This is a genomic window from Paraliobacillus ryukyuensis (assembly GCF_003315295.1).
Lineage (GTDB): Bacteria > Bacillota > Bacilli > Bacillales > Amphibacillaceae > Paraliobacillus > Paraliobacillus ryukyuensis.
The window spans coordinates 497928-512677 of record NZ_QNRI01000001.1 but is presented as its reverse complement, the minus strand read 5'-3'; the positions used below and the strand labels follow the sequence as shown (position 1 = coordinate 512677).

Annotated in this window: 19 protein-coding genes; all 19 read left to right on the top strand. The window is 35.4% G+C overall.

Features of this window, described 5'->3' with window-relative positions; genetic code table 11:
- The first annotated feature begins 7 nt into the window (after positions 1 to 7).
- The 19 genes from codY to DES48_RS02650 all read left to right on the top strand — a co-directional run bounded on the left by codY (position 8) and on the right by DES48_RS02650 (position 14745).
- Positions 8 to 787, top strand: coding sequence for a GTP-sensing pleiotropic transcriptional regulator CodY (gene codY / locus DES48_RS02740; protein ID WP_113866625.1), 780 nt, complete (start codon positions 8 to 10; stop codon positions 785 to 787).
- A 517-nt stretch (positions 788 to 1304) separates the two neighbouring features.
- Positions 1305 to 1697 (top strand): flagellar basal body rod protein FlgB, encoded by a 393-nt coding sequence (flgB, locus tag DES48_RS02735; protein WP_113866623.1) that lies wholly within the window; start codon positions 1305 to 1307, stop codon positions 1695 to 1697.
- Positions 1698 to 1699: 2 nt separating this feature from the next.
- Positions 1700 to 2152 (top strand): flagellar basal body rod protein FlgC, encoded by a 453-nt coding sequence (gene flgC, locus DES48_RS02730; RefSeq protein WP_079709441.1) that lies wholly within the window; start codon positions 1700 to 1702, stop codon positions 2150 to 2152.
- 18 nt (positions 2153 to 2170) lie between these two features.
- A complete protein-coding gene (fliE, locus tag DES48_RS02725; RefSeq protein WP_113866620.1) occupies positions 2171 to 2479 on the top strand; it encodes a flagellar hook-basal body complex protein FliE in 309 nt (102 codons plus the stop codon).
- A 46-nt stretch (positions 2480 to 2525) separates the two neighbouring features.
- Complete coding sequence (gene fliF / locus DES48_RS02720; RefSeq protein ID WP_113866618.1) at positions 2526 to 4133, top strand: flagellar basal-body MS-ring/collar protein FliF; 1608 nt, start codon at positions 2526 to 2528, stop codon at positions 4131 to 4133.
- Positions 4134 to 4145: 12 nt separating this feature from the next.
- Positions 4146 to 5159 carry a flagellar motor switch protein FliG gene (fliG, locus tag DES48_RS02715; protein ID WP_113866615.1) on the top strand — a complete coding sequence of 338 codons (1014 nt, stop codon included), beginning with the start codon at positions 4146 to 4148 and terminating at the stop codon, positions 5157 to 5159.
- A complete protein-coding gene (fliH, locus tag DES48_RS02710; RefSeq protein ID WP_170126151.1) occupies positions 5152 to 5889 on the top strand; it encodes a flagellar assembly protein FliH in 738 nt (245 codons plus the stop codon). The genes fliG and fliH overlap by 8 nt, the downstream gene beginning before the upstream one ends.
- Positions 5879 to 7192, top strand: coding sequence for a flagellar protein export ATPase FliI (fliI, locus tag DES48_RS02705; protein ID WP_113866611.1), 1314 nt, complete (start codon positions 5879 to 5881; stop codon positions 7190 to 7192). The genes fliH and fliI overlap by 11 nt, the downstream gene beginning before the upstream one ends.
- Positions 7192 to 7638, top strand: coding sequence for a flagellar export protein FliJ (fliJ, locus tag DES48_RS02700; RefSeq protein ID WP_113866609.1), 447 nt, complete (start codon positions 7192 to 7194; stop codon positions 7636 to 7638). Before fliI ends, fliJ begins: the two co-directional genes overlap by 1 nt.
- Before the next feature lie 5 nt (positions 7639 to 7643).
- Positions 7644 to 8228: a MotE family protein gene (locus tag DES48_RS02695; RefSeq protein WP_170126150.1), complete on the top strand. Its 585-nt coding sequence runs from the start codon at positions 7644 to 7646 to the stop codon at positions 8226 to 8228.
- A gap of 33 nt (positions 8229 to 8261) precedes the next feature.
- Positions 8262 to 9644 (top strand): flagellar hook-length control protein FliK, encoded by a 1383-nt coding sequence (locus tag DES48_RS02690; protein WP_113866605.1) that lies wholly within the window; start codon positions 8262 to 8264, stop codon positions 9642 to 9644.
- Positions 9645 to 9654: 10 nt separating this feature from the next.
- Positions 9655 to 10104 carry a flagellar hook assembly protein FlgD gene (gene flgD / locus DES48_RS02685; RefSeq protein WP_079709450.1) on the top strand — a complete coding sequence of 150 codons (450 nt, stop codon included), beginning with the start codon at positions 9655 to 9657 and terminating at the stop codon, positions 10102 to 10104.
- A 13-nt stretch (positions 10105 to 10117) separates the two neighbouring features.
- Positions 10118 to 10486, top strand: coding sequence for a TIGR02530 family flagellar biosynthesis protein (locus DES48_RS02680; RefSeq protein ID WP_113866602.1), 369 nt, complete (start codon positions 10118 to 10120; stop codon positions 10484 to 10486).
- A gap of 82 nt (positions 10487 to 10568) precedes the next feature.
- Positions 10569 to 11495: a flagellar basal body rod protein FlgG gene (gene flgG, locus DES48_RS02675; protein ID WP_113866600.1), complete on the top strand. Its 927-nt coding sequence runs from the start codon at positions 10569 to 10571 to the stop codon at positions 11493 to 11495.
- A gap of 45 nt (positions 11496 to 11540) precedes the next feature.
- Positions 11541 to 11762, top strand: coding sequence for a flagellar FlbD family protein (locus DES48_RS02670; protein ID WP_079709453.1), 222 nt, complete (start codon positions 11541 to 11543; stop codon positions 11760 to 11762).
- The gene (gene fliL / locus DES48_RS02665) at positions 11752 to 12171 is read left to right on the top strand and encodes a flagellar basal body-associated protein FliL (protein WP_079709454.1); all 420 of its coding nucleotides are present in this window, start codon (positions 11752 to 11754) and stop codon (positions 12169 to 12171) included. Before DES48_RS02670 ends, fliL begins: the two co-directional genes overlap by 11 nt.
- A 29-nt stretch (positions 12172 to 12200) precedes the next feature.
- Positions 12201 to 13205 carry a flagellar motor switch protein FliM gene (gene fliM / locus DES48_RS02660; protein WP_113866598.1) on the top strand — a complete coding sequence of 335 codons (1005 nt, stop codon included), beginning with the start codon at positions 12201 to 12203 and terminating at the stop codon, positions 13203 to 13205.
- Positions 13195 to 14364, top strand: a complete 1170-nt coding sequence (fliY, locus tag DES48_RS02655) for a flagellar motor switch phosphatase FliY (RefSeq protein WP_113866596.1) — start codon at positions 13195 to 13197, stop codon at positions 14362 to 14364. The genes fliM and fliY overlap by 11 nt, the downstream gene beginning before the upstream one ends.
- Positions 14365 to 14382: 18 nt before the next feature.
- Positions 14383 to 14745 carry a response regulator gene (locus DES48_RS02650; RefSeq protein ID WP_079709457.1) on the top strand — a complete coding sequence of 121 codons (363 nt, stop codon included), beginning with the start codon at positions 14383 to 14385 and terminating at the stop codon, positions 14743 to 14745.
- The last annotated feature ends 5 nt before the right edge of the window (positions 14746 to 14750 follow it).

The following is a 14750-nucleotide window of genomic DNA, read 5'->3' as shown; positions in this document are numbered from 1 at the left end:
GAACAACATGGAACTTTTAGAACGAGCTAGAAAAATTAATTCTATTTTACAGAAAGCAACGGGAAAATCAGTCAATTTTAATGAGATGGCCGCAACATTGCGCGATATCATCACGGCAAATATTTTTGTGGTAAGTAGAAGAGGTAAATTACTAGGTTTTGCAATCAATCAACAAATTGAAAATGAACGAATGAAATCAATGTTAGAAGAAAGACAATTCCCAGAGGAGTACACCGATAGTTTGTTTCATATCGATGAAACAACTGCTAATATTGATATTGATAGTGAGTATACAGCTTTCCCGGTTGAAAACCGTGAGCTATTCCAGAAGGGGTTAACCACTATCGTACCAATAATTGGTGGAGGAGAAAGGCTCGGTACACTAATCTTAAGTCGCTTAACACAAAGCTTTAATGATGATGATCTTTTATTAGCAGAATATGGTGCCACGGTAGTTGGTATGGAAATACTACATGAGAAGACAGAAGAAATAGAGACTGAAGCACGTAGTAAAGCAGTAGTTCAAATGGCGATTAGTTCTCTTTCTTATAGCGAGCTAGAAGCTATTGAGCACATCTTTGATGAATTGGACGGAAATGAAGGATTACTAGTTGCAAGTAAGATTGCTGATCGAGTTGGAATTACGCGTTCTGTAATTGTAAACGCATTGCGTAAATTAGAAAGTGCTGGTGTAATCGAATCTAGATCATTAGGGATGAAAGGTACGTATATTAAAGTATTGAACAATAAGTTCTTATTAGAATTACAACAATTAAAATCAAATTAAGATAGTAAAACCGATGTTTCTAGTTGAACATCGGTTTTTATTTTATATAGATATTTATTAATTCAATAAAATCAGTTATATAATTTTTTTAATTGTAACTTTCAAACCTTCACCAATAAAAAAATTTTACCAACAACAAAAAGACCTAACCAAAAAACAACTTTATCCAATATAAAAATGATTAATTATACCTAATTTTACTGAAGTCAAGAAAATAACGGTAAATTTTTAGCGGAAAAATGTAAATTTAATAGGAGAATTACTCCCAAATAATTTTAATTTGGTGTTTCTATTTTTCTTATTATGTGTAATAATATTTTTGGGAGCGATTTTTCGACAATTTTCACATAAGAACAATCCTACTACTAAACTGGTTCTTTAGAATTAGTTCAACAACAAATTGTAGCAACTATAGTCAGATTATTAATAGTTGGCATAGACACTATGTAACTTTTAAATTACAATATTTGATAGAAAACAATGGTTTATGACCGTTTATACACAGGGAGGTAAAATCATGTCACTTTTTGGAGGGACTATTTCTAGTTTACAAACTGGTTTAGATTACGCCACAGTTAAAAATCAAACAATCTCCAACAATATTGCTAACGTAGATACAACGAATTACAAAGCCAAAGACGTTACGTTTAAACATACCTTAAATAATCAACTACAATTTCAAGCGAAGCGAACAAACGAAAAACACATTAATTTTAGTGGTCATACCAATCAGCCTTTTCAAGTTACCATGAATAAAAATACCCAATTCAATCACAATGGAAATAATGTAGATATAGATAAAGAAATGACGGAATTAGCAAATAATCAAATCTACTATCAAGCATTAGTTGATCGAATGAATGGAAAATTCAACAGCTTACAACGAGTAATTAGAGGAGGAGGAGCGTAATCATGAGTATATTTCATTCTCTTAACACAAGTGCCAGTGCTTTAACAGCGCAACGTCTAAGGATGGACACAATCTCCTCTAACATTGCTAATGCTGAAACGACTAGAGCGAGAATTAATGAAGATGGTGAATATGAACCATATCGTAGAAAAATGGTTAGTTTAGAAGAGCAAGGTGCATCTTTCTCGTCTTATTTAAATCGGGCTAAAAATACAAGTGAAGTTGGTTCAGGTGTTCGAGTTGCTGAAATTACAGAAGACCAAGAACCTTTTACTATGGTATACAACCCAAGTCATCCCGACGCAGATGACCAAGGATATGTGGCTATGCCAAATGTAGATCCATTAGAAGAAATGGTCGACTTAATGAGTGCAACACGTTCATATGAAGCAAATGTTACTTCTATTAATGCAACGAAGAGTATGTTAATGAAAGCTTTAGAAATAGGTAAATAAAACGGAGGATGATGCTCTATGCTAACAAATATTCAAGCTTTACAAGCAACAGGTCAGGCAACGAACGTTGCATCAACCTCACCTAAGATTACTCCTGGTGAGGCACAAAATAAGTTCGCTTCAAGCTTAAAAGGAGCAATTGATCAACTCAATGCTTCTCAAGTAGCTTCTGATGTTAAAACGCAAGCTTTAGTAAATGGAGAAATTGATGATTTGCATGATGTGATGATTACTGCTCAAAAAGCAAGTATTACGTTAAATACTGCTATTGAAGTACAAAAGAAAGCAGTAGATGCTTATAAAGAAATGATGAGAATGCAAGTGTAATAAACAATTATAGAAAATAATTGCTTATGCTTGATGGAGGAAGAGAATGAAACAAAAACTAGAAAACTACAAAAACAAGTTAATAGAATATTGGCGTGGTAAGTCAACAAAACAAAAAGGGTTTTTATTCTCTATGGTTCTTTTGTTTCTCATCATTGTTATTGGTGGAACTGTTTTTTTTACAAGGTCAACAATGGTGCCTTTATATAATGACTTATCTATGCAGGAAATAGGTCAAATTAAAGCTGAATTAGATACTCGTGGGGTAAAATATGAAGTTAAAAATGCGGGTTCATCGATCTTAGTACCTAGTGAACAGGCTGATACATTGCTTGTTGATCTTGCGGCTCAAGGTATTCCTGATAGTGGAAATATTGATTATTCATTCTTTAGTAAAAATTCGTCATGGGGAATGACGGAAAATGAATTCGATGTGATGAAATTAGATGCGATGCAATCAGAACTTGCTAATCTAATTTCGGGTATTTCAGGTATTGAAGATGCAAATGTGATGATAAACTTACCCAAAGATCAAGTCTTTGTCAGCCAAGAGCAACAGACAGCTTCTGCATCAGTCGTTTTAACAACTACACCTGGTTATCAATTTGATGCTGGACAAATAAAGTCACTATATCATTTAGTTTCGAAAACTGTTCCTAATCTACCTACTGAGAATATCGTCATTATGGATCAAAATTTTAATTATTATGATCAAGAAAGTTCAACAACTGTTGCAAGTGGAGATGCATATACCACGCAACAAAATGTAAAAAAAGATATTGAGCGCGACATTCAACGTCGTGTGCAACAGATGTTAGGTACAATGATTGGGTCAAATAAAGTAGTAGCATCAGTTACTGCAGATATTGATTTCACACAGGAAAATCGAACGGAAAATCTTGTGGAACCAGTTGATGAGGAAGCAATGGAAGGTTTACCTGTTAGTGCAGAGACCATTAGAGAAACGTATACCGGAGAAGGCGCCGCTGCAGCTGATGAGGTTGGTGTTGGCGATGAAGATGTTGCTAATTATCCAGCTGCTGAAAATGGCGGAAATGGTGACTATGAAAGAACTCAAGATTCAATTAACTACGAATTTGACCGTATTACCCGTGAAATCGTAGAAAGCCCTTATAAAATTAGAGATTTAGGAATTCAAATAGCAGTTGATAATACAAAAGGAACGCTAAATGAAAATGGTGAACCCGAGTTATTAACAGCTCAAGAACAAACAGAAGTAGAAAATAGTATAGCATCAATCTTAAATTCTATTATTTCTACCTCTATAGATGAGTCTTATGGTGCGGATATTAATCCAGCAGATAAAACATCAATCGTTTTCCAAGAATTTAACGGAAATCAAGCCCAAGGTCAAACACCAACAGCACCAATGATTCCGATGTGGGTTTACATTGTCGGTGGCGTACTATTGTTAGCTATTATTGGCTTAATTATCATGCTTGTTAGAAGAAATAAACAACAAGATGAAGAAATCAGTGAAGAGGTTACAACGCAACAAACGTTTGAAGTCCCTGATATAGAAGAGCCGGCCGATACTGAGGCGTCCATTAGAAGAAAACAGCTTGAAAAAATGGCAACAGATAAACCAGATGAGTTTGCTAAATTATTACGAAGCTGGATTGCAGAAGATTAGGAGGATACCTTTATGGCAGGAAGAGCACAGAAACTTACAGGAAAACAAAAAGCTGCGATTCTACTAATATCTTTAGGACCAGATGTTTCGGCGCAAGTATATAAACACCTTACTGAAGAAGAAATCGAAAAATTAACATTAGAGATTTCTTCTGTACAAAAGGTAGAATCAGACCAGAAAGAAAATATACTTGAAGAATTTCACCAAATTGCACTGGCGCAAGATTATATTTCTCAAGGCGGAATCAATTATGCAAAAACTGTTTTGGAAAAAGCACTTGGTCAAGATCAAGCAACAAGCATTATTTCACGTTTGACATCTTCCTTACAAGTAAAGCCATTTGATTTCGCTAGAAAAGCAGATCCCGGTCAGATTTTGAATTTTATTCAAAACGAACATCCGCAAACGATAGCACTTGTCTTATCTTATTTAGAAAAAGAGCAAGCAGGACAGATTTTATCTGAACTTCCACAAGAAATGCAGGCGGATATTGCTAAACGAATAGCCATTATGGATTCCACATCACCAGAAATTATTAATGAAGTGGAACAAATACTTGAACGAAAACTATCTGCTACAGTAACACAAGATTACACACAAACTGGTGGTATCCAGGCTGTTGTTGAAGTATTAAATGGTGTAGATAGAAGTACAGAAAGAACAATCTTAGATGCCCTTGAGATTCAAGATCCTGAATTAGCAGAAGAAATCAAGAAACGTATGTTTGTATTTGAAGATATCGTTACGCTTGATAATCGAGCAATTCAGCGAGTGGTTCGAGAAGTGGAAAACGATGATCTACGTTTAGCATTAAAAGTTGCAAGTGACGAAGTGAAAGAAGTTGTCTTTAGTAATATGTCACAACGAATGGCAGAAACATTTAAAGAGGAAATGGAATTCATGGGGCCTGTTCGATTACGTGATGTTGAAGAAGCACAAACGCGAATCGTGTCTGCTATTCGTCGCTTAGAAGAAGTTGGCGAAATTGTAATTGCTCGTGGTGGAGGAGATGATATCATTGTCTAATCATAATAGTCGGGTTATTGGTTTAAAACCGATTAAATTTCGTCAACAAACCGATCATCCAACAAATGATAATGATGTAATGGAAGATTTATCAACTCAAATTACGAGCGCGAAACAAGAACTTGAAGAAGTAAAAGCAAATACAAATAATCTTATTAAAGAAGCGAACGAAGAGATACAGAAAAATAAAGAAGCTTGGGAAAATGAAAAACAAGAATGGATTGAACAAGCCAAACGAGAAGGTTATCAAGCTGGTTTTCAACAAGGTGAGGAAGACGGCCAATTACAGTATCAGAGCTTACTAGATGAAGCAAAACAAATTATTGAGTTAATGCGAAAAGATAAGGCAGAGTTACTTGAGCAAAGTCAACCAAAAATACTGGATTTAAGCGTTGCTGCAGCAAATAAAATCATACACCAGTTAATGAATGAGAAAGATGCTTTCATTTCGATTGTAAAAGATGTAATTACAGAGGCCAGGAATCAACCGATCATTCAGATTTTTACACATCCAACTGATTTTCTTCTTTGTCAGAAATATCGAGATGAGTTAAATGAAATTGTTGATACAAAAGTAGAGTTGGATTTTTATCCGGATGAAGCGCTTGAACAAGGTAGTTGTATAATGGAGACTCCATTTGGAAGAGTAGATGCCAGTGTGGATACACAATTAGATAACTTGCGAGAGCAATTACATCAATTGTTGGAGGAATTGCAACGTGAATCTTGAAGCATTTGTTGATCGAATTAACCAAGTAGATTTGTATAAACGATACGGGAAGATAAAGCGTGTCATCGGATTAATGATTGAATCTGTTGGCCCCTCTGTAAGTATTGGAGATGTATGTTATATCCATACCTCTGAGACACAAAAGATATTAGCAGAAGTTGTAGGTTTTAATGGAGAGAACGTACTACTAATGCCTTACTCTTTTATTAATGAGATTAGTCCAGATAGTTTAGTGGAGGCAACAAACAGTCCATTAACAATAAAAATAGGGAAAAGGTTAATTGGAAGTGTAATTGATGCGATTGGTAATCCATTAGATGGCTCAGCGCTACCCAAAGGTTTGCTACCTTATCTAACTGACCAAATGCCACCAAATCCACTTAATCGCCCGAGAATTTTAGAGCCGATCCAACTTGGTGTGAAAACAATTGATGCTTTATTAACCGTAGGAAAAGGACAACGCGTGGGAATCTTTGCTGGTAGTGGTGTAGGAAAAAGTACATTATTAGGAATGCTTGCCCGTAATAGTGAAGCTGATATAAATGTTATTGCTCTTATTGGTGAGCGTGGTCGGGAAGTAAGAGAGTTCATTGAAAAAGATCTAGGTGAAGAGGGATTGAAAAAATCAATTGTCATTGTAGCAACTTCTGATCAACCAGCCTTAATGCGAATAAAAGGAGCTTATACTGCAACGGCAATTTGTGAATATTTTAGAGATCAAGGTTACAACGTGAACTTAATGATGGATTCTGTTACTAGGGTTGCAATGGCACAACGTGAGATAGGTTTAGCCACTGGCGAACCACCAACAACAAAAGGGTATCCACCTTCCGTGTTTGCTACTTTGCCTAAATTGTTAGAGCGAACAGGTACGAGTAGTCATGGTACTATTACAGCATTTTACACTGTCTTAGTTGATGGTGATGATTTAAATGACCCTATTGCCGATACTGCAAGAGGGATTTTGGATGGTCACTTTGTCTTGGATCGTAGACTGGCAGAGCAAGGACAATATCCAGCCATCAATGTCTTGAAATCTATTAGTCGAGTGATGCCACAAATCACATCTGAAAAGGAACAACAATTAGCTCAAGCTATGCGTTCGATCATAGCAACATATGAAGAAAATTATGAACTTATTCAAATTGGTGCATACAAAAAAGGGACAAGTAGAGAAGTGGATCATGCTATCCAACTATATCCTAAAGTCATTCAATTTTTAAAACAAGATATGAATGAAGCAATTACGAGAGAAGATGCAATTGAACTAATGGACAAAACATTACATGGAGGGCTCCGCTAATGGCAGATGTACGAGCTTTCAAAAAAATTCTATCACATCAAGAACGGATCAAAGACAAAGCACAATTGGTATACCAAGAATCAGTTAATGAATTTGAGACAATCGCAACTAGTTTATATGACTTGTTAAAGAAAAAAGAAGAAGTAGAGCATCAATATCAGTATTATCTACAATCAACGGGAACTGTCACTACCTTAGCCACACATTATGCTTATATTGAAGAAATAAAAAAAAGGATTGAAAAAGTTCAACTAGAAGTAAATAAAGCTCGCAAGGATATGGAAGATAAGCAATCCGATTTAACAACGGCACATGTAGAAGTGAAAAAAATTGAAAAAATCATTGAAAAAAAGAACTTAGCAGAAAAACTATCACTAGTTGAGAAAGAAAAGAAACAATTAGATGAAACGTCCATGCGACAATTTTTAATGAATGAAAATAGGTGATGGATATGGCTCAAGCAAACGAAAAAACAACCAAAAGACCTGGTTTCTTCCAATGGTTAATAGTAATCATCGTACCACTTATTTTAGCAATTATAGTTACATTTATTGTCTTAACTTTTATGGGGATAGACGTTGTTTCTAAATCAAAAGATGTTGCTAACAAAATTCCATTTTTATCGTCTGCTGTTACCACCGAACAAGAAGCGGAAACAGAACGAGAACAAGAACAGGTTGATAATCAATTAGCTGAAAAAGATCAACAGATTGAATCATTACAAGGAGAAGTCGCTACGCAAAAATCAACTATTGATGAATTAAATCAAGAGATTGTTAAATTAAACAATCAATTAGAAGAACAAGTTGAAAGTACGGAATCTGAATCAGAAGCAAATAGCAATGAAAACCTAGCAAAACTAACGAAATCATACGAAGAAATGGATGCAGAGCGCGCTGCTCCTATCTTGGCTAATTTAGATCAAGAACTTGCTACGACCATTTTAAGCGAAATGGATGATCAAGCTCGTGGTGAAATATTAAGTGCAATGGATGCAGAAACTGCAGCTAATTTAACCCAACAACTATTGCAATAATTATTTATACCCAATTTGAAGGGAGGTGAAACAATGAATATAGGAATCGTTTTAAATCAACAACCTATTCGTCAATCAACTCATCATAGTACGAAACAAGATAACGGCGGATCTTTTGCAAATTTATTTGACAACATGGCTGCGAAGCAAAAACAACTAACCCTTGCAAGTGATCAGGGTACTTCAATCCGTTCTACTTTAGCAAGCTCAGAGAAATCTCTAGAAAGGTTCGCTGAATTAACTCAACTACCTGAAAAAGATTTAGTAAACTTGCTTGAAAGTTTTGGGATTGATAGCGAAAAGATTCAGTCATTGTTAACTAGCATAGACAAAGATTCAACTAATTCAGTTGACGCCAAAGAAGCAATGGCATCTTTATTAGAAAATTTACCAGAAGAGCAAGCGATTATGTTGCAAATGTTAAGTGTATCCATGCAACAAACGTCAAAATCGAAGCTTCCTACAGAAGGGATGCATGTTGAGAACCTAACAATTAATGTCACAAGTAACACTGGAAAAACAGAGCAATCAGTTTCACTTGAAAAAGCTACGCAAATGTGGAATCAAATAAAAGATGTGCTTAAACAAGTTGTTTCTGGAGCGTCATCAAATGATTTTAGTGCAAAGTTATTAAAATCATTAGAACAGTGGAGTGCATTAATGAAAAACGCCCCAAATGTGGCGGCAAATGTATTATCTCAAGATAAAAATAGTACAGAAGCAAAGCTTTGGGATCGGTTGATGCATGCGTATCAAAATCGAATGGATGGGGCAGTACGCTCATACCAATCGGCAAAAGTTACAATTACAGATGTTTCTAAGTGGGTTCAAAATGCAATGTCTAAAATGTCAAATGAAGCAAAAGACGTAACTACCAATACTAATCACGCATCTATGAGTTCAGTTAGTGGACAAGCGATTTCAAAAGTTGAACAATTTGTTATTCACATGAATCAATCGGCGACAACAGATCAAAAAGCCATGCAAAATGAACTAATTGAGAAGTTTCAAAACATATTGAAATCCAGTCAATTTATGTCTAAAGCCAATGGTTCAAATGAATTGTTGCTAAAACTTAACCCGAAACAATTAGGTGATATAACGGTTCGGTTAATTCAACAAAATGGTGAAATGCTTGTTAAATTAATTACCACAACCCAAGCAGCTAAAGATGCTTTAGAAGGAAATATCCAACAACTTAGACATATGTTTTCTCCGCAACAAGTGGTAATTGAGAAGCAAGATGCTCAGAATTTCCAAATGTCACACCAAGATACAAGTGATAATTTTGAAGATCAATTGGGCCATTCTTCTGGACAAACAAATAGTGACAATCAAGATGCTGAAAACAGCGATGACACTAATCAAGAAGAGTCACAAAGTTTTGCTGATATATTATGGAATGAGAAAGTGTAGGTGACTGAAATTGACATCGATTGATACATCCTATTATTTAAGTAATCAATCTAGAGGTTCGACAGGTTCAACATTGGGTAAAGAAGAATTTCTTAAAATATTGATGGCACAATTAAAAAATCAAGATCCAATGAATCCGATGGAAGATAAAGAATTTGTTTCGCAAATGGCTACCTTTTCTTCATTAGAACAAATGATGAGTATGAATAAGTCGATTACTAATTTAGTTCAAAACCAAACCGTCTCACCGGTTATTCAGTACAGTCATTTAATCGGTAAAGATGTTTCTTACTATAAAATAGATGAAGAGACAGGAGAAGTGCAAGAGCCTAAAGAGACGATCAAAGATTCTGTAGTAGCAATAAGCGAAAAAGAAGGGTATGCAGTTTTGGAATTAGCAAACAACCAAAAGATTTACACCGATGAAATATTAAAGATAGAGCAGCCAGCTAAAGAATAGTGAGGGGATTCATATGGATCATCGCATCCAACAAATTCATCAACAAGTGCTGCTTCCTAAAACAAAAAAAGCGCAAGAGAAAAGTCAAGCAAATATTGCATTTAAAGATGTATTAACTAGTGCACAATCTCTTAAAATAAGTAAACATGCGCAAACAAGATTAGAAGAACGAAATATTAAGATTGATGATTCGAAATGGCAAGCAGTTACGAAAAAAGTAAATGAAGCAAAAGAAAAAGGAATAACAGATTCACTAGTAGTAATGAAAGAAGGCACACTGGTAGTTAGTGCAAAAAACAATACAGTAGTTACCGCGATGGATAGAGAAGAAGCACAAGCTAGAGTTTTTTCAAACATCAATGGAACTATTTTAATGGATTAAGCTGGACCCAAATTGGGAGGCTATAAAGCTGTGGAAGGACAGAAACAGCTGAAAAACTTAAAACGAGGGGAAGTAATTAAAAATGTTACGTTCAATGTATTCAGGAATTGCTGGTATGCGAGGATTTCAAACCAAATTAGATGTAGTCGGGAATAACATTGCTAATGTAAATACTGCTGGTTTCAAAAGAGGTCGCGTTACGTTTCAAGATATGCTAAGTCAATCATCATCAGCTGCATCAGCACCAACAGCTACACGTGGAGGGATGAACCCATCCCAAGTTGGTTTAGGATCACAGGTTGGAACAATTGACAATATTCATACGCAGGGAAGTCGTCAAACAACGAACAGAGCTTTAGATGTGGCGCTTCAAGGCGATGGAATGTTAGTCTTTGGGCAAGGATTTGATCCTACACCTGCTGGTTTTGCTGGTTTTGCTCCTGAAGGTATCGCAGCAAATGTTGAATTACAGTATTCTCGTGCCGGTAACTTATATCTAGACGATAATGGTTTTATAGTTAATCCAAGTGGTCAGTATCTAATGGGTTTCCAAGCAAACGGCACAAATGATGGCGTTACTACTCAAGTAGATGCTATAAATATCCCGAAAACTGCAGATAGTTTTAGCATATCAAGTGATGGTACAGTTAATTACGTAGAAGCTGGAGAAACAAAAGTGGCTGGTCAGATTTCACTTGCTAAGTTTTCAAATCCAGGCGGTTTAGAAAAATTAGGTGGAAATATGTATCAAACAACTCAAAACTCTGGTCAAATGTATGTGGACTCGGATGGCAGCGGAGATTTCACTGCTGGAGCGGATTCTATCTTATATACACCTGAATCTGAAGGTACTGCAAAAATTATTGCTGGTGCATTAGAAATGTCAAACGTTGACTTGGCAGAAGAATTCACCGAAATGATTACAGCACAACGTGGTTTCCAAGCGAATACAAGAATCATCACAACATCAGATGAAATTTTACAAGAATTAGTTAACTTGAAACGATAAAAAGGGGGGAGGGAGCAAGTCTAATTAACTTGCTCCTACCAAATCATGATTAAAGTTACTAAATTTACTGGTGAAAGCTTTACCATAAATGCATTATACATTGAACAAATTCAATCATTTCCAGATACCACAATCACTCTGTTAGGTGGTAAAAAAATGGTGGTTAAAGAGACAGAAAATGAAGTGATTGATTTAGTAACCCAATATTATCAAACAATAGGGTTGCGGGGACCTCAAACAGAAGTGAGTGAAAAACATGAATCCTAAGTTATTTAAAATGATGATTATTTCATTAATAGTCATTACGTTGGCAGGAGTAGGTGCGGTTGTTTATATTATGTTCTTTTCAGGAGATGATCCTCCAGAAGAACTTAGCATTGATGACATGGTCAACCATTCGTTTACAACGGAAGAAATGACCACCGATTTACAAGATGGAAGTATAGTAAGAATTCAGTTTCAATTAGTAACTGATGGTAAAAAAGCTAGACAGGAAGTAGAGAAAAGACAACCTCAATTGAAAAACATCTTTATTAAAGAGTCTGTTTCGTTAAGCGAAGAAGATTTTCAATCAGGGCTATCTGAATTAGAAACAAACATAAAAAACCAAATGAATGAGCTTATGGATGATGGAAAGATCATCGATGTATATATTACAAGTAAGATTATACAATAGTAAAAGCTCCTGACCGGGAGGTGAAAAGATTGGCTGATGAAGTTCTATCGCAAAATGAGATAGATGCTCTGTTATCTGCTTTATCATCGGGAGAAATGGATGCAAACCAATTAAAAGAAGATGAACAAAGTAAAAAAGTACGCGTTTATGATTTTAAACGAGCGTTACGTTTCTCTAAAGATCAAATTAGAAGTTTATCACGAATACATGAAAATTTTGCAAGGTTATTAACCACCTATTTTTCTGCCCAATTGCGCACGTATGTGCAAATTAATGTGGCTTCAGTAGATCAAATTCCTTATGAAGAATTTATCCGTTCGATACCGACGATGACGATCTTAAACATCTACAGTATGTCACCATTAGACGGCAGAATAATTTTTGAATTTAATCCTAACATTGCATATGCGATGCTTGATCGTATGTTAGGAGGTAAAGGTACTAGTGTAAATAAAGTGGATTCTCTAACAGAAATCGAGTCAAGCTTAATGACACAGCTTTTTGAAAATGCTTTAGATAACCTTAGAGAAGCTTGGTCTTCTGTTGTTGATATTGATCCAATTTTAGAGGAATTTGAAGTGAATCCACAGTTTTTACAACTGGTATCCCCAAACGAGACAGTGGTTGTTGTTTCATTAAATACCACAATTGGTGAAAGTAGTGGAATGATAAATATCTGTATCCCACACGTCGTTTTGGAGCCAATTATTCCGAAATTATCGGTTCATTATTGGATGCAAACGGAGAAAACAAAAGTTAGAAAACCAGGTGAATATGAACAACTCACCAAAAATCTAGAATCTGCTAATTTAGATTTAAAAGTTTTGTTGGGTGAGACTAAGATTTCAGTCAATGATTTATTGAATTTAAAACCAAATGACGTGATGCAATTAAATCAGTCAATAGAGGATCCACTGGTGATGAAGGCAGACAATGAATCCCTATTTTATGTCCAACCAGGTAAGAAAAAGAATAAACTTGCTGTGCAGATTTTAGAAGAAATTGAAAAGGGGGAACAACCCAATGATGAATGACGGTATGTTATCTCAAGATGAAATTGATGCGCTTCTTAAAGGATCGGATGATGATACATCAGAAACAACTAATGATCCAGCTGAAGAAGTAGGAAGCTATTTATCAGAAATTGAAACAGATACTTTAGGAGAAATAGGAAATATATCATTTGGTAGTTCTGCGACAACCTTGTCTACTTTGTTAAATCAAAAAGTAGAAATCACTACACCAACAATATCTACAGTTAAACATAGTGCATTAGAAGATGAATTTCCTAAGCCACATGTTGGCGTCGAGGTGCAATATACCGATGGATTTGAAGGAGTAAATCTATTTGTATTAAAGTCGAATGACGCAGCAATTATCGCTGACCTTATGTTAGGCGGTGAAGGAAAAACTAATAATGAAGAACTAAATGATATTCATTTGAGTGCAGTACAAGAAGCAATGAATCAAATGATGGGTACATCAGCAACAAGTATGTCGACAATTTTTAATAAACGGGTGGATATCTCACCACCATCAATCATGGTGTTTGATGTAAAAGAAGACAAAAACAGTCAATACTTACCAGATGATGATGTGTTGATCAAAGTTTCTTTCCAATTGAAAATTGGAGAATTAATTGATTCAGAAATTATGCAATTATTACCGGTTAATTTTGCAAAAGAATTGGTAGACGGATTATTAAATCCACCATCAAATGAAACAAAACAAGAACCAGCGCAACAACAAGCTGAAAAACCAACTGAGCCTGTTCAACAGCAACCATCAAGACAACAGCAAACATCTTCAGCTGTAAATAATGGTCAGGCTTCGTCTCAACCGAAACATTTAGGTGAAATGGGTAGTCAGAATGCCGAAGTACAATCAGCAGCTTTTTCTACTTTTGATAACGTTGATTTACCACAAAATGAAAAACGTAATTTGAATATGTTGATGGATATTCCGTTGCAGGTAACGGTAGAATTAGGTCGCACAACACATACAGTAAAAGATATTTTAGAATTATCTTCTGGATCTATCATTGAATTGGACAAACTAGCTGGAGAACCAGTTGATATTCATGTTAACAACAAGTTGATTGCACAAGGAGAAGTTGTAGTAATTGATGAGAACTTTGGTGTTCGTGTAACAGATATAGTAAGTCAATCAGATCGCTTAAAAAAATTAAAATAGAAGGCGGAGGGGTTTATAGTGGCACAAAGAATTTTAATCGTTGATGATGCAGCCTTTATGCGTATGATGATAAAAGATATTTTAACAAAGAATGGATTTGAAGTAGTTGGTGAAGCCCAAAATGGTGTAGAAGCAGTAGAGAAGTATAAAGAGATGACACCGGATCTTGTAACAATGGATATTACGATGCCAGAAAAAGACGGAATTGCTGCTTTAAAAGAGATTAAAGAATTAAATCCGGATGCAACGATCATCATGTGTTCTGCGATGGGGCAACAAGGAATGGTAATTGACGCGATTCAAGCTGGCGCCAAAGATTTTATTGTTAAACCATTTCAAGCAGACCGTGTAATTGATGCCATCCAAAAAGCTTTGAGTTGATGAAG